This is a genomic window from Leptospira sp. B5-022 (assembly GCF_000347035.1).
Taxonomy (GTDB): domain Bacteria; phylum Spirochaetota; class Leptospiria; order Leptospirales; family Leptospiraceae; genus Leptospira_B; species Leptospira_B cinconiae.
The window spans coordinates 63,769-86,836 of the sequence record NZ_ANIJ01000006.1 but is presented as its reverse complement, the minus strand read 5'-3'; the positions used below and the strand labels follow the sequence as shown (position 1 = coordinate 86,836).

Sequence of the window (23,068 nt, the reverse complement as noted above, 5' to 3'; positions counted from 1 at the left end):
TATGATACAAGAGATCAAAATACCGAGAATACTTGTTTCCGGAACAGGAAGTGGAACAGGAAAGACCACGCTTACGATCGCTCTTACCAAGGCGCTACAAGCAAAAGGTCTAAAGGTTTCCGTATTCAAATGTGGGCCCGATTATTTAGATCCCGGTTATCATTCTTTTGTTACCGGTAAAACATGCCAAAATCTGGATGGATGGTTGATGGGAAAAGGATCCGTCATTTCCAGTTTTATAAGCGCAAGCCAAGGGTCGGACATTTCCATCATAGAAGGAGTGATGGGATTATTCGATGGACATTCTCCGAATTCAGAAGCAGGTTCCACTGCGGAAATCGCAAAATGGCTACAGGTCCCAACTATCGTTATGATCGATGCGTCGGGGATGGCAGCGACCTTCTCCGCGATCGCCTCCGGTATCAAAAATTACAATCCTCAAATTCCTATCCGAGGTTTTGTTGCGAATTATATAGGGAGTAAAAGCCATCTTTCTATTATAGAAAATGCAAGTATCCCGTTGCAGATCTTAGGAGGATTTCCTAAGTCATACGAACATTCCTTTCCGGAAAGACATTTGGGACTTCATTCCGCCGGCCCCGATATTCTAACGGAAGAAAAACTTTCTTTCTGGAAAAATCTATCGGAAGAATGGATTGATATAGAGAAGATCTTAGAAATCGCAAATTCAGCGCCTCCTCTTCCGGAGGAAGGACCGAAGGAGATCCAAACTAAAGCCAAAGACTGCAAGATTGGAGTGGCCTATGACGAAACATTTCATTTTTATTATGAAGATAATTTCAAAAAATTAAAGGACTATGGAGCCGAATTAATCTTCTTCTCTCCCCTAAAAGACGCCAAACTTCCGGAAGTAGACGGATTGTATATCGGCGGGGGATATCCGGAACTATTCGCGGATAGTTTAGAAAAGAATAAAAATCTAATAGAAGAGATCAGGAATTTTGCAAATTCGGAAAGGCCTATCTATGCCGAATGCGGCGGATTGATGTATCTATCTTCCGAGATCCAAAATATAGAGGGACAAAGTTTTTCTATGGTAGGTCTTATCCCAGGAAAGGCGATCATGAGCCCGAAACTTAAAAGTTTAGGTTATGTAGAAGTCCATACGGAGAAAAGAACCATCTTGGGAGAAGCCGGAATTCGTTTCAGAGGACACCAATTCAGGTATTCGGATCTGATTTTAGAAAATGAAGATGATTCATTATTCTCCTATCATATCAGAAAACGTAAATCAGAAAAGACTACTAAAGAAGGTTATACGGTTTTAAACGTTTTAGCAAGTTATGTGCATGCGCATTGGGCCTCTAATCCTGAAATCCCTAAAAACTTTATAGATTCTTGCAGGAGATTTAAAATTTGAGCTTATTTCAAGAAGATCAGATCGGAGTCTCCGAAACCTGGTTGGAACTCCAACTTTCAAAACCTCATTCTTCTTTAAGCTGGGCAGTCGTGGGAGGAGGATACTTAACCACAAACAAGGTCTATTGGTTAAAAGTCTCCAATGCGGATCTAAGCCCTGAAATTATTCCGGAAGAATATTATAGAAATCGATTAATCGAGAAGGGAGAAAAAGAGGAAATTTTAGGCTTTATGACAAGCGCATCTCTCTTCGACTACTCCGTATCCGAAAAAAGTATGGATGGTTTGCACGTTAGATCCATTGCAACGGTAGGCCTAGGAAATGCAGTTAGAGTCGGACATTTCCTCAAACAAAACAAAAAAATTGGGACAATCAACATTCTCGTTCAAACTTCCGAAGCTCTCACCTTCTCCGCAAGCATAGAAGCAGTCTCAATTGCGTCCGAAGCAAGGACCTTAGCGGTTTTAGAATCAGAGATCCGTTTGCAAAACGAAAACGATCTTGCGACCGGCACAGGAACCGACTGTATCGGCGTCATTTCTCCTATTGGACCAAACGGTATAGACTATGTAGGAAAACATACGGTCTTTGGACATTTGATCGGGGCCAGTTCCTACGAAGCGGTCACTCAAGGTATCCTAAAATGGAAAATAGGAAAAAATCTCTCTTATTTAAGATCGTTACATATATGAAAAAATCATTATGTTTACTAAGACACCCCAGTCTTCCTGCGGAATATGGTGGAAGATATTTAGGCAGAAAAGAAGTCTCCCTATCCGAAAAAGGGATCCAAGAAGCAGAAAGGATAAAGGAAAAGATCCAAGAGAAATTCCGAAAAGGAATAGTATATTCAAGCCCTACAAAACAATGTAAGGAAACTCTTGAAACATTAGAATTCCCTAAAGAGATCCAGGCAGGATTCAGAGAAGAATTACAAGAATTGGATTTCGGAGAATGGGAAGGTAGATCTTTTTCGGAGCTTGCAGAATTAAATCCGGAAGATTTAAAAAAATTCGCGGACTTCTCCCCTTCTTTTCGATTCCCTAAAGGAGAAAGTTTAAATGAATTCCAAATAAGAGCGAAAGGATTTAAGGATCATATTCTATCTTCTCCCGATCGTTCCGTTTTTATTTTAAGTCCTGGCGGAATTCTCTCTATTCTACTCTGTTCATTTTTAGATCTTCCTTTTTCGTTTTATACAAAATTCAGAATATCTCCTTCTACTCTTGTTTATTTAGATATATTCCGAAATGGTCAGGCAGTTCTAACCGATCTGATCCGAGTCTCTTCCACAAGGAGATCAGAATGGCCGGGATAATTTTGGTCACCGGAGGATGTAGAAGCGGAAAAAGCAGATTTGCATTAGAAAAAGCGAATTCTGTAGAAGGAAAAAAATTCTTTTTAGCCACCTGCCCGCATATAGACTCCGAAATCGATGAAAGGATACAAAGGCATAAACAAGAAAGAACGGGCTGGGATACGATCGAAGAAGAATTAGACCTTTCTTCCGTATTCGATTCGATTCCGTCAGGAGCCGTAGTATTATTGGACTGTTTAAGTCTTTGGATCAATAACTTAATGTATGCTGCAAAAAACAAAAATTCGGAACTTACCCAAGACCATATCAAAGATCTATGCAGAAAATTGGGGGAACATATTTTGAATTCAAATCTGAAAACCGTATTTTTAGTAACGAATGAAGTCGGGATGGGCCTTGTTCCCGAAAATAAAGAAGGCAGACTATACAGAGACCTATTAGGGATCTGTAATCAAACATTCGCTTTGATGGCAAACGAAGTGTATTTATTAGTCAGCGGGATCTCGATCCGGATCAAACCGCATTCGGAAACGAATTTATGAGATCGGAAAGTGTAAGTTCACATGGAGGAAATTTATCCAGGATGTCGGAGATTGCCGGAGCGGACCCTTCTGAAATTTTAGATTTTTCGTCGAACCTAAATCCTTTGGGTTTTCCGGATTGGGTCCGTCCACTGATTAACTCCAAGATCAGCGATCTGATCCATTATCCGGACCCGAATTATACTAAGGCCAGAATTTCTTTACAAAAATATTGGAATATTCCAAAAGATGAAATCGTATTCGGAAATGGCGCCTCAGAACTCATTCATATTCTTCCAAGGATCAAAAAATTCGATTTGGCAGTGATTGCCCAACCCTCATACATCGATTATCGAAAGAGTATTGAATTAGCAGGATTGCAAATCCATGAAGTCCATCTTCAAAAAGAATCGGATTTTGAATTGGACTATAAGGAACTAATCGAAATTTTCCGGAAAAATCCCGAAAAACAAATCTTAGTTCTATTAGGCCATCCGAATAACCCCACAGGAAGAATATTAGATAAAGAGAAAATCCTAGAGATCCGTTCAGAATATAAAAATGCGTTTTTTGTAATAGATGAATCTTTTATAGATTTTTGTTCGGATGATATTTCATTTCGAAATGATAGGTCCGAAAACCTGGCCGTTCTCTGGTCCTTGACAAAAATTTTGGCTCTTCCCGGACTTAGAATGGGGCTTTTATTAACGAATCCAAAAATTGCCTCCAAAATTTCAGAAATTCTTCCTGCATGGTCCCTGAATAGTTTAAGCGCTTCCATATTAGAAAAATTCGGAGAGGATCGTGACTTTATCCTTAGGACCAAGGATAAAATTCGTGAATGGAAGAATGGATTCCAAAAGGATCTCGAAGCTCTAAAAATTTTTCGGGTTTATGATACGAATGCGAATTTCCTTCTGCTGGAGTTTTTAGATCCAAAAAAAAATATTCCGGAATTAGAATATCTTCTTCTTAAAGAATACAAAATTGGAGTCCGGAACTGCTGCAATTTTAAAGGATTAGAAAATAATTATATAAGAATTGCGATCAAAACTTCGGAAGAAAACGAAAGACTCATACAATCGTTTCGTTCTATATTTAAAAAAGAGCCGAAACCATCCAAACTAAAAAGAGCAAAACCTGCCTTAATGCTGCAAGGAACAGCTTCCAATGTGGGAAAAAGTATCTTGGCAACCGCATTCTGTAGGATCTTTACACAAGACGGTTTCAAAGTAGCACCATTCAAATCCCAAAACATGGCATTAAATTCTTTTGTAACGTATGAGGGAGCGGAGATCGGAAGAGCGCAAGCGTTGCAAGCCCAGGCTTCTAAGATCAGAGCCGACTATAGGATGAATCCCATCCTTCTCAAACCTTCCAGCGAAAAAGATTCTCAAGTTATATTAAACGGTAAGCCGGTAGAGGCGATGGATTTCAGGGATTACATGAAATTCAAGTCAGTCGCTTTCGATGAGGTGAAAAAATCCTACGATTCACTTTCGGAGGAGTTCGATTTGCTTGTCCTAGAAGGAGCCGGTGGAGTTTCGGAAGTCAACTTAAAAGACAAAGACATAGTAAATATGAGAATGGCGGAGTATGCCAAGGCAAAAGTATTATTAGTCGGAAATATAGATCATGGAGGGGTATTCGGATCCTTCGTAGGCGCAATGGAGACTATGTCGGAATGGGAAAGAAAACTAGTTTCAGGATTTCTAATCAACCGATTCAGGGGAATAAAGAACCTACTCGATCCAGGGATCAAATATTTGGAAGAAACCACCCGTAAAAATGTATTCGGAATTATTCCATTCTTAAACGACCTAAGACTACCGGAAGAAGATTCCTTAGAATTCAAATCAGGAAGTTTAAACGATACCTCCCCTTTGGGAGACAGGATAGATATTGTTTTAATCGATACGCCTAGGATCTCCAATCATACGGATCTGGATTCTTTGAGAATAGAACCCGACGTCAGAGTCAGGATCGTTCAAAGAAAAGAAGAGATAGGGAATCCGGATGTATTAATACTCCCAGGAAGCAAAAATGTGATCACCGACCTGAACTATCTGAAAGATTCCGGTATCTCTGAAATTATTTTACATTTTCATAAAGAAGGAAAAACTGAAATTATCGGGATTTGTGGAGGCTACCAGATGTTGGGACAATCCGTCCATGATCCTTTCCAAATAGAAAGCAATTTAGGCTCCGCAGAAGGTTTAAATCTGATAGGTGTCAGAACAGTATTAGAAAAAGAGAAATTACTCAAACAAACGGAAGGTATTCACCTTCTATCCGGAAAAAAAGTATCTGGTTACGAAATCCATCATGGAAATACAAAAGAGATTTTCGCAAAACCAATTTTTCATAATTACTCCGGAGAATGTTTAGGTCATCAAGGGATCTCGGAAAGAATCTGGGGAACCTATTTACACGGAGTATTCGACGAAGACGAATTCAGAAGATGGTTCATAGATAAGATCAGGCTCAAAAAAGGAATGAGGCCCTTGGGTAAAGTCCAAGCCAGATACGAGCTGGAAACTAATTTAGATCGTCTAGCGGAAGAGGTCAGAAACTCGGTGAATATGCCGGAAATTTATAGGATCTTGGGACTTACATGACTTCAATTTGGATCATTCCTGCTTCCTTACTTCTGGATCTAGGTCTTGGAGATCCTCAAGGTTCTCCTCATCCGGTCCGACTTATCGGAAAATTCGCAAGGTATATGGAGAAGGTCACAAGAAAGTATATCGTATCCGAAAAAATTGCAGGTATAATGACTGCGTTTTCAGTATATTCTATTTCTTTTATATTTCCGTGGATCATTATATTTATTTTTCGGTATATTCATCCCTTTTTAGCGGAATTGGCATCCGCATTTATCATTTACACTAGCATAGCCTTAAAGGATCTTTTGGATCATAGCAAGGACGTATATTCGGCATTGTGCGAAAAAGATTTGGACAAAGCGAGATTTATGGTTGCTAGAATCGTAGGAAGGGACACTGAAAATTTAGAAGAACCTGAAATAGTTAGGGCGGGCCTGGAAAGTGTGGGAGAAAGTCTGGTGGATGGGATCACTGCCCCGCTCTTTTTTGCAGCTATAGGGGGGCCAAGTCTTGCGATGCTTTATCGTTCCATAAATACCTTGGATTCACTATTCGGTTATAAGAATCAGGCCTATCTGAACTTCGGATGGATTTCCGCAAGAATGGATGATTTGGCTAATTATATACCGGCTCGATTGACTGCCCCTATACTTTGTATTTCATCCGCAATTTTAGGTTTTTACCCATTACGTTCCTTTAAAATATTAATCCGAGACGGAAGAAAACACCCTAGCCCCAATTCAGGACTTTGTGAAGCAGCCTTAGCGGGTGCTCTAAAGATCCAACTCGGAGGAAGAAATTATTACTCTGGAGTTCCGAGTGATAAGCCAAAATTAGGGGATCCGGATCGAAAATTAGTCCCAAACCTGATCTTAGATGCGAATAAAATTATATTTTTAACCTCTATTTTTTCCTCCGGTTTGTTTCTTTGTCTGGGACTGGCGGCTCAATTATTATACGGCAAGTTCTTCCAATCCTAAATTAATCCGATGAAAAAAGAAGAATATCACCTTTTCCTAATTAGGCATGGAGAAACGGAATGGAACAGAGAGAGAAGGTTGCAAGGACAAATCGATACGCCGCTTTCCGAACATGGGCAAGAACAAGCGATCAATTTAGCGGATCAGTTAAAAGATACAGGAATAGAACTGATCTTTAGCAGTGATTTAAAAAGGACGAAAGAAACTGCAAAACCGATCTCTCAAAAGTTAGGAATAGAGATTATATATCATCCGGGGCTCAGAGAGATCCACTTAGGAGAAGCACAAGGGGTCTTAGAATCGGAGATTTCGAGGCTATTCGGAGAAACGTCCTATTCCGCCTGGAAAAGTTCGGATAACGTTTACGATCAGTTTAGATTCCCGGGAGGAGAAAGCAAATCCGAAGCGGAGTCTCGGGTCGTTGAAACTATATTAAATTTATTGAAAATTTATGACAAAAAGAAAGTGGCAATTTGTAGTCACGGATTCGTACTTTCGAGATTTTTTGAACGTTATTCACTTAAAATGTCCCACTATTCTAAACTTGGGAATTGTGAGATCCTGGAATTATTTCTCTTTTCCGAGAATATAGAAAAAACTTATACGAAAGATCTTCCCTCGAAGATCGAGAATAATACAACTCGAGACTAGATACCTATCGATGACCTACCTTTACGCAGACTATTATAAATAATTAGAATATTCTTTTTTTACCGCTGATAAAACTTTTTTGATTGAGTTAACCGTGTCTCTTCAAAAGATCGTCTTAACTTTCAGGATGAAGTTGGGTGTAATTCCCACGCTGACCCGCAACTGTGATCGGATATTAGATCGGAAAGATATTCTCTTTCTATTTTATTCCGCAAGCCAGATCTCCCTGCAGACTAAAACCTCGAGGTTAGGTATGTTAGCATTCTCGCCAAGCACGTCCGTGCATCCGCGAAGGGCCCCGGAAGTTAAAAATCGGGGCTCTCGGAACCAAGATAAATTCATCATTAAATATATTTACCCAATTTACGTATTCGTATTTTGACGTAAATTAGTCTAACATTCGTTAGTTTATCTTTGTTTCGAAAGTTTTCCAAAAAACGGACGAAACCATGAAACAAAATATCCTTCGGATTGTCGGCTTAGGCATATCCTTATCGTACTTTGTATGTGCGAGCTTATCCCCTATCCTTTCCCAGGATCAGGAAACAAAACCGACTAACGGAAAAGAAAAGACGGATACCGAAAAATCGGAGTTCAAAAAAAGGATCTCGGAATATAAGCCGGATACGATCGTAATCCGGGATAGAAGGTCCAATCTAATCGGGATCGCATCTTCGGCAAGCGAAGGTGTGGTAGGTTCCGATCAGATCAAGACTAGACCTATTATGAGGCAGGGAGAAGTCGCGGAATTAATTCCGGGTGCGATCGTAACCCAACATAGCGGAGGGGGTAAAGCGAACCAGTTCTTTCTAAGAGGTTTCAACTTGGATCACGGAACGGATCTTTCTTCCAATGTGGACGGAATGCCGGTAAATAACGTTAGTCACGCTCACGGTCAAGGTTATACGGATCTGAACTTTCTTATACCTGAACTTGTGGAACAAATACAATATAAGAAGGGTGTCTATTATGCCGACCAAGGGGACTTCGCATCGGCAGGTGCATTCAATATTTCTTATTTTAAGAGTCTTGTAAAAGGGATTGCGAATGTGGAAGGTGGAACCCTTGGTTATGCAAGGACTTTGATCGCAAAATCCCATAAGTTAGGCCCGGGAGATCTTTTGTATGCGTTCGAAGCCTCCCATAATGACGGTCCTTGGGTAATTTCGGATAACTTCAGAAGAGTGAATGGTGTCACTAGTTATTCCGTTGGAAATAAACAAAAAGGATTTAGCATCGGTCTCATGGGTTATAAAGGTAGCTGGCATTCTACAGGGCAGGCTCCTAAAAGGGCGCTTAGACTAGGCGACTCATGGTTGGAACCGGATTCGGGTTTAAGCAGATTCGAAAGTGTGGACCATAACGACGGCGGATGGTCAAACAGAGCCAGTATCAACTTTGAAGCTCATCGTTCCGAAAAGGGATACGAGGCAAAAACCCAATTTTACGGTATATATTACGATTTACGATTATTCTCCAACTTCACATATTACTTGGACGATCCCGAAAGAGGAGACCAACACGAACAAGCGGATCGAAGAACGATTGCAGGCAGTAAATCCAGTTATAAGGATATCAGCGAATTCTGGGGGATCCGAATGGAGAACACCATCGGACTTCAGATCAGAAGAGATTATATCCAAAACGGACTCTTCCATACCGAAAAAAGAGCCAGATTAGAAACGGTAAGAGAAGATGGGATCACACAACTCAGCTCCGGATTATATTATGAAAACAAGATGCAATGGGCGAATAAATTCAGAACGGTATTCGGGATAAGAGGAGACTATTATACATTTAACGTCGATGATTGGGGAACGAAAGAAAGAGCCGATAGGAACGCAAGAATCTATAGCCCGAAAGGAAGTATCATTATAGGACCTTGGTGTAAAATTGAACTTTATATAAGCGGTGGATACGGATTCCATAGTAATGATGCAAGAGGTGTGGTCCAAAAAACGGATCCAGCAAATCCTTTGGTCCAAACAAGGGGTGGAGAAGTTGGAATTCGGACCGAACCGGTCCACGGTTGGCAATCCACTTTCTCCGTTTGGCAATTGGATATGAATTCAGAACTCTTGTTCACCGGCGATAACGGCACCACGGAAGCAAGCAGACCAAGCACTCGAAAAGGAATCGAATGGGCCAATTATTATTCTTATAATTCTTGGCTCATGATAGATGCGGATTTTGCAACTTCCAAATCAAGGTTCAGAGATGATGATCCTTCAGGGAATTATATCCCAGGTTCCATCCGCCATACATTGGCTTCCGGGATCACATTAAAAAATCCTGATGGATTTTTCGGGTCTCTAAGGGTGAGATATTTCGGGAATCGATCCTTGATCGAAGACAATACGGTTCGATCTCCCGCGTCCACGACTGTAAATTTCCAATTCGGAAGGAATATCGGCGAAGATCTAAGTATCGTTTTCGAAGTATTTAATTTATTGAACGCTCATGTGAGCGATATAGATTATTATTACGCTTCCAGATTAAAGAACGAACCGGTAGGTCCGAATGAAGGTGGATACAATGATATACATACCCACCCCGCTCTGCCTAGATCGATACGAATTTCAGTGCGGGCTTCTTTTTAAGGTCTATTTTTTGATGTAGTCTCGTATGACCAAAATACGGTCCACGTCCACTTCCTTATTTTTAGGAACGGATTTAGTAAATGTAAACACTTCGGTACTAAGTCCGTTCTTTGACAGTAAGAGCCCGTGAGAAGGAACCGACTCAATGGGGATTTTTTCCGAAAGATGGTTATCCAATTCGAAACTTTCCATATCCGGAAGATTTTTCATACTCAGCACATCTCCGAGCGGTTTTCCGATAGCATCCGATTCCAACCAACCGGTGAGCTTCTCCGCAGATAAATTCATAAACGAGATCTGTCCCTTAGAATCGAAAGCGATCACTCCTTCCTGCATATTACGAAGCTCTGCAGAAACAAGTCTCGCCTTTTCCATCAACTCCTTCTCCACTTGGTGCTTGTAGAGTATCAGTTCGATCACTATCTGCAATTCCCTGGTTTGAAACGGTTTTAGAATATACGCATTCGGTTCCGTTAATTTTGCTCTGGTCAATGTCTGAGAATCCGAAGAAGCAGTAATATAAACGATAGGAACGTCTAAAAACTTTCGGATCCTTTTAGCAGCGTCTATTCCATCCAAATATCCGTTTGCAAGAACAATATCGATCAAGATCAAATCAGGCTGTAGTGCAATTGCCTGTTTGACCGCAGTTTCACCGGTATTGGCGATACTTGGTTCCGGATATCCCATCCTTACCAATCTATGCCGAATATCCTGGGCGACAAGACCCTCGTCCTCTACGATCAAAATCCTAGCAGCTTTCATTTCGTCTCCGAAAATATCTAACTTTAATAAATTAGAATATTATTTTTTATTATAATGTTTCAAATACCGGCTTCTTCGGAAGAAGGTTTAATGAGGTCCTTTACACCGTGCAATATGGCCGACATATTTCTTCTTTCCCTTTTTCTCTTTTTATCTAGACCGTATTTATTCAGAGCTATCTCAATCGCTATCTGTAATTCCTTGGTCTGAAAAGGTTTAAGCAGATATCCGTACGGTCGAGTGGGTTTACTGCGCAAAAGTGTGGATTCATCCGCATAAGCGGTCAGATAGATCACAGGAAGATCCATCTTGTCCAAAATCTCCTGGACCGTCTCTATCCCATCGTAATTCCCTCTGGATAACATAATATCCATAAGAAGAAGGTCCGGTTTATCTAAATAAACTTTTCTTAATGCTTCGTTTCCGGTGGAAGCGATACTTACGAAATCATAACCGAGATCGGACAATTTACTGAGTATGTCCTTAGCGACTATACTCTCGTCTTCTACGATCAATATTTTTGCTTCGCTGGAGATCATTTTCGAACTCGGCTCCTTTCCCGAAAGACTAAGGTGAACTTAGTCCCTTTGCTCCGATCCAGGATCAGACTTCCGTCTATTTGATTGGTCAAAGTATTAACTAATTGTAAACCTAAAGAATCGGTTTGTCGATAGTCAATTTCTTCGGGAAAACCGACACCGTCGTCTTCCACAGTCAAAGAATACTCGTCGTATTTAGATATAATTGAGATTTTGATCGTTCCGTCGCTCCTATCCTTAAATCCGTATTTTAAGGAGTTGGTAACAAGCTCCGTTACGATCAATCCGCAATGGATCGCTGTATCCAAAGTTAAATGAATCGTTTCTGCGTGTATTTCAAATCGTATTTTCGAATTTACCCGATAGGTCCTCAGAAGGTTGGTAACCAAACTGTTCAGATATTCCTGGAAGTCGGTATGTGCCAGGTCCTCATTTTGGTACAATAACTCATGGATCAAAGCAATAGATTTTATCCTAGATTGGCAGTCTTGGAACATTTCCAAAGACTTACGATCCGTTATGTAGTTTCCTTGCAGACTCAGGATACTAGAAACGATCTGAAGATTATTTTTTACCCTATGGTGAATTTCTCTGAGTAAAACTTCCTTCTCCTTTAATGAGGCCGTTAATGCTTCTTCGACTCTCTTTCTTTCTGCGATCTCGTTCATTAATTCGTTATTCACCCGATGTAATTCGAAAGTCCTTTCCTCTACACGGATTTCCAATTCGTCATGACTTTGTCTTAGAAGTTCCTCTTGTATCCGTAATATTTTGTTTTTCTTATGCAGATCTACGAAGACGGCAGCCTTGGATCGGAGAATCTCCGGCGCCATAGGTTTCACCAAAAAATCCACCGCTCCCAAAGAATAACCTTTGAACATTCCTGTTTCGTTATTTGCATAAGCCGTAAGGAAGATGATCGGAATCTTGGCGCATTTTTCTCTCTGTCGGATCAAAGCAGCCGCTTCGAAGCCGTCCATTCCGGGCATTCTTACGTCCATGAAGATCAATGCGACTTCCTCCGGTTCGTCCAAAAGTGCTTTCAAAGCTTCTTCTCCCGAGCCTGCTTTGATCAAATTTAATTCGGGACTTTTGAGAATATGCTCCATTACTTGCAGATTATCAGCATGATCGTCCACAAGTAAGATACTTACTTTCATTGTTTGTTCCATATTTACCTGCACAACAATACGCGAAGTAAAGAAAGCAAATGGTCCACACTTACCGGCTTAGTGATATATTCGGTCGCCCCTGCTTCTATACATTTTTCCCGATCTCCTTTCATCGCTTTTGCCGTAAGCGCCAAAATAGGAAGATTCACAAATTCCGCTTTGGAACGAATGACCTTCATGGCCTCGTATCCGTCCATATCCGGCATCATCACATCCATTAGAACGATCTCTATGTCCGGATTTTTTTCCAATATTTGAATTCCATCTATTGCGTTTTCAGCATAATGTATTTTCATTTTATGTAATTCTAACATACTGGTTAGAGCGAATATATTCCGTACATCGTCATCCACGATCAATACTTTATGCCCTTCCAGAGAATATGTATCTCCCGATTTAGAAACGGATTCAGGTTCATGAAAATGGATCTTGATCTCGTCCAGCGATGTTGCATAAGAATTTACGAATTTTAGGATATTCGAATCGTTAAAGGATAGAAGTTTCCGAAAACTTTCCGGTCCATTCTTCTCATCCGAATAGAATATAATCAACGTCCTTTCAGGGTCCAATAAGCTGATCTTCGAAATCAGATCCGGAACGGACATATCCTTAAATTCTCTCCCTATTAAAATACAGTCCGGGATTTCTTTTTTCAGAATCTCCAAAAGCTCCTGCCCCGACTCTATATTCTTCATAATTAAGTCCTTGGTGGTCAGTTTTTCCTTTAGAAATTCCGAATGTTCCCTCTCTATTCCACAAACATAAAGTGTTTTATCTGTCTTATGCAGATATGTTTTGATCTTCTCGAATGCTTCATTCAACGACTCGATCCCAACCGGCTTTCTCAGATGAGAAATCGCGCCTATCTCCAAACTTCTTTTCCAATCATTTTCTCCCGAGAGGACATGGACCGGGATCTGTCTGAGTTTAGGATTTCGTTTTAGCCAATTCAGGATCAAATTTCCATCCATGTCCGAAAGTTGGACATCCAACAAGACGGCATTAAATGAAGATTCTTGTAACACCGAGATGCCGCTTTTTCCATCCAGCGCGACGGTCCCCTTGAACCCGTTACTCTTAGCAACCTCCAAGAGGGATTTCGCGAATGCCTCATCCTCTTCTATGATCAAAACTTTTTCATTCGATTCGTTCTGGGTTTCATCCTCTAAAACTCTCCTAGTTGATTTGATCTTACTTCTTACGTAAGGATCGGAGACGTAAGAATCATTCTCAGGATCTTCGGACCATTTAATGGAGCCTGGCTCGATAGGATTATCTTCCACTTGAATATAATCCAAAGGAAGATATAAGGTAAACTTACTTCCCACTTCCGGTTCACTTTCCAGTTTCAATTCTCCGCCTAGAATACGAGTAATCTCTTTACTTATGGAAAGCCCGAGTCCCGTTCCTCCGTATTTTCGGCTCGTACTACCGTCCGCCTGTCGGAATGCTTCGAAGATCAAGCCTTGTTTTTCCGGTGAGATACCTATACCCGTATCTATCACTGAAAATGAGATCACACCGCCGGCTTGGTTTAGGATTTTATGATCCGCGCTCCAACCGGAAAGAGAAGATTCTATCCTCAGTTTCACACCACCTTTATGAGTAAATTTGAATGCATTCGAGAGAAGGTTCTGTAGGACCTGCTGTAATCTTTGCAAATCGGTAGTGATCCTAGAAGGAAGATCCGGATCTATTTCCACTTGGAACTTCAGGTCCTTATTCCTTGCAGTTTCCCTAAAAGAACGATCCAAATATCCTCCCAGTTCCTCGATTGAAACGGAATCCAGATCCACACTCATCTTACCGGATTCAATTTTAGAAAGATCTAATATATCGTTGATCAACTGTAAAAGATCATTTCCGGAGCTATGGATCGTTTTTGCATATTCCGTCTGTTTTTCAGACAGGTTTTTACTCTCATTGTCATATAATAAGCGAGATAAGATCAGCATATTATTCAAAGGAGTCCTAAGTTCGTGGGACATGTTCGCCAAGAACTCGGATTTGTATCTGGAAGTAAGCGCAAGTTGTCTTGCTTTTTCTTCCAAGGAATGTCTGGCTTGTTCTACTTCCCTGTTTTTTCTTTCTACCTCACTGTTCTTTTTAGCGAGTAATCTCGCTTTTTCTTCCAACTCTTCGTTCTTTTCCTGTAGCTCTTCCCTTTGGTCCTTGAGCATATCTTCGGATGCTTTGAGCGATTTTGCCTGTTCTTCCAATCGTTGGTTGGTGCTCGTCAACTCTTCCTGTCTTCCTTGCAACTCTTCCGTCAGAGTTTGGGATTGGATCAGAAGTTCTTCCGTTCTCATACCTGCGGCGATCGTGTTCAATACGATCCCGATACTTTCGGTCAACTGATCCAAAAAATTCAAATGGATCGGAGTGAAACTGGAGAAGGAGGCAAGTTCTATCACCGCTTTTACTTCACCTTCGAATAACACAGGTAAGACGACTATATTGATTGGAGGGGCTTCTCCTAAAGCCGAATTGATCTTGATATAACTGGAAGGTACTTGAGTAACAAGGATCCTTTCTTTTTCCAGAAAACATTGGCCGATCAGACCTTCTCCCGGATAAAAACGATTGGATACATTCTTCCTTTCTTGATAGGCATAACTGACAAGTAGTTTGAGAACCGGTCCTTCTTCCACATTCTCCGTTATGAAGAATGCTCCATGTTGTGCGGAGACAAGAGGTGCAAGTTCGGACAAAATGAGTTTACTAACGTTGACTAAGTTCCTTTGCCCTTGTAATAACCTGGTGAATTTTGCAAGGTTTGTTTTTAACCAGTCTTGTTCCGTGTTGATCCGAGTGGTTTCTCTTAGGTTACGGATCATTTCGTTGATGTTATCGGATAAGGCCGCTACCTCTCCGGCCGCTTGGATGGTGACCGTTCGAGAAAGATCTCCTTTGGTCACCCCTGTTGCCACTTCCGCGATCGCTCTCACCTGAGCGGTCAGGTTAGAAGCAAGCTGGTTCACGTTATCCGTAAGGTTTCTCCAAAGACCTGCGGCCCCCGGCACACTCGCTTGACCTCCTAATCTTCCTTCTATACCTACCTCTCTTGCAACCGTGGTCACCTGGTCCCCGAATAGTCCCAGGGTATCGATCATATCATTGATCGTATCCGAGAGTTCTGCGATCTCCCCTTTTGCTTCCAAATATAATTTTTTCTTTAAGTCCCCGTTTGCAACGGAGGTCACCACCTTGGCGATGCCCCTTACCTGAGTGGTCAGGTTATTTGCCATAAAATTCACACTATCCGTTAAATCTTTCCAGATACCGGCAACCCCTTGCACATTTGCCTGTCCGCCCAGTTTACCTTCCGTTCCCACCTCTCTTGCCACACGGGTTACCTCGGAAGCGAATGAATTCAACTGATCCACCATCGTATTGATCGTATTCTTAAGTTCTAAGATCTCTCCTTTAACATCCACTGTGATCTTCTTGGATAAATCACCGGTTGCAACGGCCTTTGTAACTTCGGCAATATCACGCACCTGACCGGTTAAGTTTCCGGCCATAAAATTCACGCTATCCGTTAAATCCTTCCAGGTTCCGGCAACTCCGCGAACATCCGCTTGTCCACCCAGTTTACCTTCTGCCCCCACCTCTCTGGCCACACGGGTCACCTCGGAGGCAAACGAGTTCAACTGATCCACCATCGTGTTGATCGTGTTCTTGAGCTCTAAGATCTCTCCTTTAACATCCACTGTGATCTTCTTGGAAAGGTCACCTCGAGCTACCGCTGTAGTAACTTCGGCAATATTTCGCACCTGACCGGTTAGGTTCGATGCCATCGAATTCACACTATCCGTTAAATCCTTCCAAGTCCCGGCAACTCCCTGCACATCCGCCTGTCCGCCCAGTTTACCTTCCGTTCCCACCTCTCTTGCCACCCGGGTTACCTCGGAAGCAAACGAGTTCAACTGGTCTACCATCGTGTTGATGGTATCCTTCAATTCGAGGATCTCTCCCTTAACATCCACTGTGATCTTTTTGGATAAGTCACCGGTTGCTACCGCTGTAGTAACTTCGGCAATATTACGAACCTGACCGGTTAGGTTCGATGCCATGGAGTTCACACTATCCGTTAAATCCTTCCAAGTCCCGGCAACTCCGCGAACATCCGCCTGGCCACCTAACTCTCCTTCCGTTCCTACCTCTTTTGCCACCCGGGTTACCTCGGAAGCGAATGAATTCAACTGGTCTACCATCGTGTTGATCGTATCTTTCAATTCGAGGATCTCTCCCTTAACATCCACTGTGATCTTCTTGGAAAGGTCCCCTCGAGCTACCGCTGTAGTAACTTCGGCAATATTACGAACCTGACCTGTCAGGTTCGATGCCATAGAATTCACACTATCCGTTAAGTCCTTCCAGGTTCCCGCAACTCCGCGAACATCGGCTTGTCCACCCAGTTTACCTTCCGTTCCTACTTCTTTGGCAACCCGGGTCACCTCGGAGGCGAATGAATTCAACTGATCTACCATTGTGTTGATCGTATTCTTAAGCTCTAGGATCTCTCCCTTAACATCCACTGTGATCTTCTTGGATAAGTCACCGGTTGCAACGGCCTTTGTAACTTCGGCAATATCACGCACCTGACCGGTTAAGTTAGATGCCATGGAGTTCACACTATCCGTTAAATCTTTCCAGGTTCCGGCAACTCCGCGAACATCGGCTTGCCCACCCAGTTTACCTTCCGTTCCTACTTCTTTGGCAACCCGGGTCACCTCGGAGGCGAATGAATTCAACTGATCCACCATGATGTTAACGATCTTGGCAGTCCTAAAAAATTCACCTTTGAGAGGTCTTCCGTCTATCTCCAGAGACATGTTCTGAGAAAGATCGCCGCCTGCCACTGCACCGATCACCCTCATCACTTCGGTATTCGGCTGTACAAGATTTCCAATCAAAGAATTGATAGAATTCATACAAGTACCCCAAGAACCGGCGGAAGAAATGCCGCTAACCCTTTGTGAAATTTTACCTTCTTGTCCTACTTCATTGCTGATCCTTTCGAACTCTTTGACCATTCTATCGTTCTGGTCCATGATATCGTTCAATAAGTCGGAAATTTTCCCTGCAACCCCTACTTGGTCTAAAGGCATTCTTTTAGAGAAGTCTCCTCTCTTAAATGCAGTCAGCACTTCCAATAATTGTTTTGGGCTTAAAGAGTCTTTGTCTTGTTTTGGATCTAATGTCGGGGCATTCTTCATGGCAGGACCTAAACCTATAATAAAAGGTTAATGCACGCAAGGGAGAATGATGACGTAAAAAGCCGGGAATAACAACAAAAATTATTTCAAAAAATAGATCGTAAGGCTTACCTTAAACGAATAATCCCCTGTCACATTTCTTGTGACAGGGGATTACAAATATTACAAAAAAGAGTTATTCTCAGACTTGGAAATTTATTCCAAAAGTTTATGATCGTAGGCGTAACGAACCAACTCTTGTGTGGATTTCAAACTCATCTTTTCAAAAATCCTGGCTCTATATGTGTTTACCGTATTTACACTTAAACCCAGATCTCCCGAAATAGATCGAACGTTCTTACCTTTTACCAAAAGCATAAGGATCTGAAACTCTCTTTCGGAAAGAGTTTCATGAGGAAGTCGGTCCGTCGGTTTAGAAAGTTCTCTCACCAGCATCTCAGTCGCCTCAGGACTGATATATCTGGCTCCTTCAATGACCTTACGCACTGCTGAGATAAGTTCATCTCCCGCACTGGCTTTAGTGATATAACCGGATGCGCCCGCTTTTAAAGCCCGAACCGCAAACCTATCTTCCGGATACATGCTTAAGATCAATACCCTAGTATCAGGAGAAAGTTTATGAACATATTTTAATATATCCAGACCGCTCATCATAGGCATATTTATATCCAAGATCAACACTTGCACAGACCTGCCTGCAAGGTAATCCAAAACCTGCTGTCCATTTTCCGCCTCGTATACGATCTCTATATCTTCCTCTTCGGAAAGGATCTTTCTTAAACCTTCTCGGATCAATAAATGATCATCAGCGATCAATGTGGAAATCATCGGAACTCCTCCGTATTTCGATTTGAGATTGGAATTTTTACGATCACACTTGTGCCTTTCTCCGCTTCTCCCGAAACGGAAACTTCCCCACCTAAAACAACCGCTCTTTCTCTCATGCCGATCAATCCTAATGATTTGGACTGGTTCATCTTTTTAGGATCGATGCCGATCCCGTTATCTCGGATCTTTAGAATGAGAAAAGCGCCTTCTTCCAAGCAGGAAACTTGAATGAAACTCGCCTCGGAATGCCTGGCTGTGTTAGTCAATGCTTCCTGGAAAATACGGAATAACGCAATGGATGCTTCCTTTCCTAAGGATAGAATTCCCGCAGGGATCATAATTTCGCAGCGAATCCCCGTCCTTTTTTCAAAGTCCTTTGCATACCATTCTATCCCTTCCAATAATCCTAAATCCTCTAAAATTAAAGGTCTGAGTTCCGTGGCGATCCTTTGTACGGACTCTATACCCGAGTCCGCCACCTTGATCATGGATAGAAGTTCGGATACTAATTTGGAATCGGAACCGTTCGATTTTTGAAAATTATTTTTTAATAATGTAAGATCTATTTTAAGAACGGTCAATAATTGGCCTAACTCGTCATGTATCTCTCTTGCGACCAGGAGTCTTTCTTCTTCCCTTACTTCTTGCAGCCTAGCTGACAAAGCTCTTAATTGTTCTCCCGAGGTTTTTAGATAATTTTCCGAGTCCCTTCTCTCGAATACCCTCCCAATCTGAGAACTGATATGGGAAACAGCTTCAAAAAAAGAAGGATCGGCGGATTTATTGCCTGAATAAAATTCCAAAACTCCGACCAAGTTCTCTTTAACTAAAATAGGAATCCCGATCGCCGCTTCAATTCCCGCCCTAATTGATAGCTCTTTTAATTCTCCTTTTAGATAAGAAGGAAAATTTTCGAGCAGGATCGGTTTTCTAGATCTTCTGACTCTTTCGGAAAGAATGGATCCTTCTTTTCTGGATCTGGTCTTTATTAAATTTCTAAACTCTTTTAAGAAAGTCTCTTCTCGAGAGAAGGAGATGGAAGAATATTCCGGTCTTTCCGAATCTTCCGACGTTAAAAATACGAGACCTAATTTCCATTTTGCGATAAGGCAGATCCTGTCCACGGAAAACTGAAGTACCGATTCCACATCATTTGCTTCGTTCGCTGCAGTGGCCACTTGTTGTAAAAGATTCAGTACGGAGATCTTTTTTAAGAGTTCCTCTTTTGTATTTTGATCTTCCGAATCGGACCTATCATGAGGAGCTTCCTTGGAAAATCCTTCGGATTCGTAGGAGAGAGGTTCGGAGAAGGAGCCATAACTCGGCTCTTGGTCGATATTCGAAAAGCCTTGCACCCCGCGATTATCCGATTAAAATTTTTATCTTTCAATCCGTTTTTTCGCCTAACAACGAAGAAAAAGAAAATAGTAATGTATTAAATCGAATATTGTAACGAGATAGATAGGTATAATATTCTTATTTTTTAAAGATTAAATGGATATAAGAGGGCTTTACCTCTTGTTGAGAGAACTTCAAACCAAGATCCTCTTTTCTTTCCCTAAGTTTTTGATATAAAATTCCGCCGTTATACAACGCTTCTATTTCCAAAACAATCCCTTTATTCGGATCGGAGCCTAGTATTTCGCTCACCCGATTGACTCCTTGAATGGTCCGAATGATCCCTTGCACATCCTTATCCAAGTATTCGTCGTAGCTCAGTCCTTCTATTTTGATCCGGATCAGATTTCCAGGTTTCCATTTATTGGAGATCTGTTCCTTGATCTTAGGATAGGCTTTTTCGACTGATCTTTTGATGGATTCCTGAACACCGGTGTCCGGATTAATATGAGGAGAAACTCCGGAAGAATTATCCGCTGCTATGATCCGGGCGGTATTTACATCAAAAATTTTGAATCTAAGTACGGATTGATAAGAATGAAGCCTAGTGTCTTCTATCCTACCCAGGTCGGTGACATCGGTTTGACCCACGAGTAATATCTGAGCCTCGGACTCATTAGCTAAGGATAATATTTTTTCCTCAAAAGAATGTTCCGAAAAAGCCGCAGAGTCCATCTTCCCCTCTTTAAAAAGAACACGATAGAATTGTTTTTTATCCAAAAAGTCGAAATCCGTAAAGATCCGAATAAGCTCGTTTTCCGTGACCCCAACTTTCCCTTTTATGTTCGGTTTTCCTAATATTCTTTCTTCTATGAACACTAAAAACTTGGGTTTCCCAAGCTCTTTGTATCTTTCTTTCAAAGCGTCTTGGACCGCTTTTTGGTTCACTTTTCCTTTGGCATCGATTTCCAAAAGTCCGCTCGCCGACCTTCGAGTCGCACCTATTTTAGAATATTCTAATACAAAACCTTCCACGGAAGAATTAACGATACTTTCCTTTAATTTTCCACCGACAACTTGAGCGGATCCTTGTATTAATTCCCCGAGACCGTTTTCCAAAATTTTCCGTTTCGCGTTCAATTCCGCCTCTTCCTCATTTCGTCCTTGGACGTTCTGCACATATACGAACTCTTCTTTTGGATCTTTTACGGAGGAGAGGCAGGAAATCGAAAAAGTGCAGGATACTAGAAAGAAGAAGGAAACAGGGTTAAAGATATGGAATTTCATACGATCAAAGAGATATTTCGAAAAATTGGACCCGTTTCCAGCATCTTCGTTTCCTAAAGAATTATAGGAAGGCTTGGAAAATTAGTATTTAGCCCAGTTTGGTCTCGATCTGGATCGGATGAGTCAGCGTTTTGTGAACAGGACAAGCGTTTGCAACCTGCAAAAGCCTTTCTCTTTCCTGTTCGCTCAAATTTCCTTCCAGTTTTACGATCCTTTGGATCTCTGTATGATCTGTCCATTTTGTGAGATTCAGTTCCACAATCACTTCTTTCAGAGCCATTTTTTTTCTTTGTGCATACATTCGAATAGTAATATCAGTACAAGCTCCCAAGGAAAGAAGAAGGTATTCATGAGGAGAAGGTCCGAGATCCCCTCCACCATCTTCCTTGGATTCATCCGCGAGTACTTCGTGGTTTTTACTTCGAAGGATTGTTTTGTAATTTTCTGGGGTACTAAGAACCGTAACTTCTATATCGCTCATAAGGTAAGAAGGATAGGAGATCCGCTTTTAAAAGCAATCCGAATATAGAAGATCACCGCTAGTGGTTCTGGAATTTCTCAGAGAAGAATTCACCCTTCTTCTCTGAGAAAAATTTCACTCAGATTTCCGAAACGAGAGCCGCTTCCGGTTCGTTTTTTACAGGAGCAGATTGTTTGGATTGAACGTATTCATTCACCTTATACATGATGGCTGCAGTTACCAAAATGGCAGTAATCACTACGTAACCCAGGTTCGGATAACCTTGGATATATCCGCTCGGTGTCTGGATGACGATCAGTCCAGCCGCGTAAGAAGCAATTCCTCCGGATAATTGTTGTAAAGAAGAACTGATCGCCATATAGGCTCCCCTATCTCTCAGCTCAGGCATGGCGGAATTCAACGCATTAGCAGAAATTACCCTTCCCGTTATCACGATGAATAATGCGGAATTGATCAGTATCACAAACCAGAGAGGAGAGATCCCCATTGACGTATAATAGAATAGGATCATGCAGGTGATTAACGAAGAGTATAAAAATACAGAATACTTTCCGAATTTATCCGCCGCCCTACCGATCAAAGGTCCGGCCGCCATACTTACGATTCCCGTTACAAAATATACTAAAGGAAGATCTTCTAAAGAAATCCCTAAATTATGAACACTGAATGCGGAACCGAAAGGCATAAGCATATATCCGCCAGTTGCCAAAAGCATTATCGCCAAAAATCCCGGAAGATAATTTGGATTCCCGGCGGTTACGACCAAATGTTTGATCGCCTTATTTTCCGTTTTTTCGCTCAAATGAGAAACGATAGGTTGCAGATTAAAAATTGCCGCAATTCCTACAAGGCCGCTGATAAGTGCGATCATCCAAAAAGGAGATTGCCATCCCCAAATATTAGAGAAAAATACACCGATCGGAAGACCGAAAACTTGGCTGGCTGCAAACGCCGTCATCACAAGCCCCATCACTCTTCCTCTCACTTCCAGAGGAAATAGATCCGCAATGATCGCAAAGCTGATAGAAGCTATGACGCCGCCGAAAAGTCCCGTTACTATTCTTGCAAAAAGTAAAAATTCATAATTCGGCGCAATTCCGCAAAGAACGGTCCCTAAAACAAAACCTCCGTAAAAAAATAGAAGCATCTTCTTACGATCGAATCTGTCCGCAAAACCCGCCGCCAATATCCCGGAAATCCCCGCGCTAAATGCATAAGCGGAAACCACTAGGCCGAACTTGGACGTGGAAATTTTCAGTTGTTCCATGACCTGAACTCCTAATGGAGATAAGATCATAAAATCAAGAACTACGGTAAATTGGATAAATGCCAATAATGCGACTACGAAGATTTGGTATTTACTAAACGTAAATTTCATA

Annotated in this window: 17 protein-coding genes and 1 riboswitch; of the genes, 8 read left to right on the top strand and 9 right to left on the bottom strand. The window is 41.6% G+C overall.

Annotated features, from left to right (window positions below):
* The first annotated feature begins 1 nt into the window (after nt 1).
* The 8 genes from LEP1GSC192_RS01030 to LEP1GSC192_RS00995 all read left to right on the top strand — a co-directional run bounded on the left by LEP1GSC192_RS01030 (nt 2) and on the right by LEP1GSC192_RS00995 (nt 10,057).
* Nucleotides 2–1,381 carry a cobyrinate a,c-diamide synthase gene (locus tag LEP1GSC192_RS01030; protein WP_020768411.1) on the top strand — a complete coding sequence of 460 codons (1,380 nt, stop codon included), beginning with the start codon at nt 2–4 and terminating at the stop codon, nt 1,379–1,381.
* Complete coding sequence (locus tag LEP1GSC192_RS01025) at nt 1,378–2,073, top strand: adenosylcobinamide amidohydrolase (RefSeq protein ID WP_020768353.1); 696 nt, start codon at nt 1,378–1,380, stop codon at nt 2,071–2,073. The genes LEP1GSC192_RS01030 and LEP1GSC192_RS01025 overlap by 4 nt, the downstream gene beginning before the upstream one ends.
* Nucleotides 2,070–2,699, top strand: coding sequence for a histidine phosphatase family protein (locus LEP1GSC192_RS01020; RefSeq protein ID WP_036088768.1), 630 nt, complete (start codon nt 2,070–2,072; stop codon nt 2,697–2,699). Before LEP1GSC192_RS01025 ends, LEP1GSC192_RS01020 begins: the two co-directional genes overlap by 4 nt.
* Nucleotides 2,687–3,241, top strand: coding sequence for a bifunctional adenosylcobinamide kinase/adenosylcobinamide-phosphate guanylyltransferase (gene cobU, locus LEP1GSC192_RS01015; protein ID WP_020768214.1), 555 nt, complete (start codon nt 2,687–2,689; stop codon nt 3,239–3,241). Before LEP1GSC192_RS01020 ends, cobU begins: the two co-directional genes overlap by 13 nt.
* Nucleotides 3,238–5,838 carry a cobyric acid synthase gene (locus LEP1GSC192_RS01010; protein ID WP_020768193.1) on the top strand — a complete coding sequence of 867 codons (2,601 nt, stop codon included), beginning with the start codon at nt 3,238–3,240 and terminating at the stop codon, nt 5,836–5,838. The genes cobU and LEP1GSC192_RS01010 overlap by 4 nt, the downstream gene beginning before the upstream one ends.
* Nucleotides 5,835–6,806: an adenosylcobinamide-phosphate synthase CbiB gene (gene cbiB / locus LEP1GSC192_RS01005; protein ID WP_020768164.1), complete on the top strand. Its 972-nt coding sequence runs from the start codon at nt 5,835–5,837 to the stop codon at nt 6,804–6,806. Before LEP1GSC192_RS01010 ends, cbiB begins: the two co-directional genes overlap by 4 nt.
* Nucleotides 6,807–6,815: 9 nt before the next feature.
* Nucleotides 6,816–7,457 carry a histidine phosphatase family protein gene (locus LEP1GSC192_RS01000; protein ID WP_020768442.1) on the top strand — a complete coding sequence of 214 codons (642 nt, stop codon included), beginning with the start codon at nt 6,816–6,818 and terminating at the stop codon, nt 7,455–7,457.
* Nucleotides 7,458–7,546: 89 nt separating this feature from the next.
* A riboswitch (cobalamin riboswitch) is annotated at nt 7,547–7,701 on the top strand.
* 205 nt (nt 7,702–7,906) lie between these two features.
* Entirely contained in the window at nt 7,907–10,057 is a 2,151-nt protein-coding gene (locus LEP1GSC192_RS00995) for a TonB-dependent receptor (RefSeq protein WP_020768425.1), read from the top strand.
* A gap of 3 nt (nt 10,058–10,060) precedes the next feature.
* Here LEP1GSC192_RS00995 and LEP1GSC192_RS00990 read toward each other — a convergent pair whose 3' ends face one another.
* From LEP1GSC192_RS00990 to LEP1GSC192_RS00950, 9 genes are all read right to left on the bottom strand, one after another.
* On the bottom strand, nt 10,061–10,822 hold the full coding sequence (locus tag LEP1GSC192_RS00990) for a response regulator (RefSeq protein ID WP_020768360.1): 762 nt from the start codon (nt 10,820–10,822) through the stop codon (nt 10,061–10,063).
* Between the two features lie 59 nt (nt 10,823–10,881).
* Nucleotides 10,882–11,361 (bottom strand): response regulator, encoded by a 480-nt coding sequence (locus tag LEP1GSC192_RS00985; RefSeq protein WP_020768065.1) that lies wholly within the window; start codon nt 11,359–11,361, stop codon nt 10,882–10,884.
* Nucleotides 11,358–12,521, bottom strand: coding sequence for a sensor histidine kinase (locus LEP1GSC192_RS00980; protein ID WP_036088635.1), 1,164 nt, complete (start codon nt 12,519–12,521; stop codon nt 11,358–11,360). The genes LEP1GSC192_RS00985 and LEP1GSC192_RS00980 overlap by 4 nt, the downstream gene beginning before the upstream one ends.
* 14 nt (nt 12,522–12,535) lie before the next feature.
* Nucleotides 12,536–17,755 (bottom strand): HAMP domain-containing protein, encoded by a 5,220-nt coding sequence (locus LEP1GSC192_RS00975; protein WP_020768187.1) that lies wholly within the window; start codon nt 17,753–17,755, stop codon nt 12,536–12,538.
* Between the two features lie 195 nt (nt 17,756–17,950).
* Nucleotides 17,951–18,583: a response regulator transcription factor gene (locus LEP1GSC192_RS00970; protein ID WP_020768387.1), complete on the bottom strand. Its 633-nt coding sequence runs from the start codon at nt 18,581–18,583 to the stop codon at nt 17,951–17,953.
* Nucleotides 18,580–19,938, bottom strand: a complete 1,359-nt coding sequence (locus LEP1GSC192_RS00965; RefSeq protein ID WP_020768346.1) for a GAF domain-containing sensor histidine kinase — start codon at nt 19,936–19,938, stop codon at nt 18,580–18,582. Before LEP1GSC192_RS00965 ends, LEP1GSC192_RS00970 begins: the two co-directional genes overlap by 4 nt.
* A 121-nt stretch (nt 19,939–20,059) precedes the next feature.
* Nucleotides 20,060–21,208, bottom strand: coding sequence for a hypothetical protein (locus LEP1GSC192_RS00960; RefSeq protein WP_020768284.1), 1,149 nt, complete (start codon nt 21,206–21,208; stop codon nt 20,060–20,062).
* An 88-nt stretch (nt 21,209–21,296) separates the two neighbouring features.
* On the bottom strand, nt 21,297–21,689 hold the full coding sequence (locus tag LEP1GSC192_RS00955) for an OsmC family protein (RefSeq protein ID WP_020768229.1): 393 nt from the start codon (nt 21,687–21,689) through the stop codon (nt 21,297–21,299).
* Nucleotides 21,690–21,807: 118 nt separating this feature from the next.
* A complete protein-coding gene (locus tag LEP1GSC192_RS00950) occupies nt 21,808–23,067 on the bottom strand; it encodes an MFS transporter (RefSeq protein ID WP_020768288.1) in 1,260 nt (419 codons plus the stop codon).
* Between the last annotated feature and the right edge of the window lies 1 nt (nt 23,068).

Excerpts from the sequence above, each read along its gene's own strand:
- cbiB (WP_020768164.1), top strand. The coding sequence starts at position 5,835 with ATGACTTCAATTTGGATCATTCCTGCTTCCTTACTTCTGGATCTAGGT.
- cobU (WP_020768214.1), top strand. The coding sequence starts at position 2,687 with ATGGCCGGGATAATTTTGGTCACCGGAGGATGTAGAAGCGGAAAAAGC.
- LEP1GSC192_RS00980 (WP_036088635.1), bottom strand. The coding sequence starts at position 12,521 with ATGAAAGTAAGTATCTTACTTGTGGACGATCATGCTGATAATCTGCAA.
- LEP1GSC192_RS00995 (WP_020768425.1), top strand. The coding sequence starts at position 7,907 with ATGAAACAAAATATCCTTCGGATTGTCGGCTTAGGCATATCCTTATCG.
- LEP1GSC192_RS01020 (WP_036088768.1), top strand. The coding sequence starts at position 2,070 with ATGAAAAAATCATTATGTTTACTAAGACACCCCAGTCTTCCTGCGGAA.
- LEP1GSC192_RS01010 (WP_020768193.1), top strand. The coding sequence starts at position 3,238 with ATGAGATCGGAAAGTGTAAGTTCACATGGAGGAAATTTATCCAGGATG.
- LEP1GSC192_RS00950 (WP_020768288.1), bottom strand. The coding sequence starts at position 23,067 with ATGAAATTTACGTTTAGTAAATACCAAATCTTCGTAGTCGCATTATTG.
- LEP1GSC192_RS00985 (WP_020768065.1), bottom strand. The coding sequence starts at position 11,361 with ATGATCTCCAGCGAAGCAAAAATATTGATCGTAGAAGACGAGAGTATA.
- LEP1GSC192_RS00955 (WP_020768229.1), bottom strand. The coding sequence starts at position 21,689 with ATGAGCGATATAGAAGTTACGGTTCTTAGTACCCCAGAAAATTACAAA.
- LEP1GSC192_RS00970 (WP_020768387.1), bottom strand. The coding sequence starts at position 18,583 with ATGATTTCCACATTGATCGCTGATGATCATTTATTGATCCGAGAAGGT.
- LEP1GSC192_RS00960 (WP_020768284.1), bottom strand. The coding sequence starts at position 21,208 with ATGAAATTCCATATCTTTAACCCTGTTTCCTTCTTCTTTCTAGTATCC.
- LEP1GSC192_RS00990 (WP_020768360.1), bottom strand. The coding sequence starts at position 10,822 with ATGAAAGCTGCTAGGATTTTGATCGTAGAGGACGAGGGTCTTGTCGCC.
- LEP1GSC192_RS01000 (WP_020768442.1), top strand. The coding sequence starts at position 6,816 with ATGAAAAAAGAAGAATATCACCTTTTCCTAATTAGGCATGGAGAAACG.
- LEP1GSC192_RS01030 (WP_020768411.1), top strand. The coding sequence starts at position 2 with ATGATACAAGAGATCAAAATACCGAGAATACTTGTTTCCGGAACAGGA.
- LEP1GSC192_RS00975 (WP_020768187.1), bottom strand. The coding sequence starts at position 17,755 with ATGAAGAATGCCCCGACATTAGATCCAAAACAAGACAAAGACTCTTTA.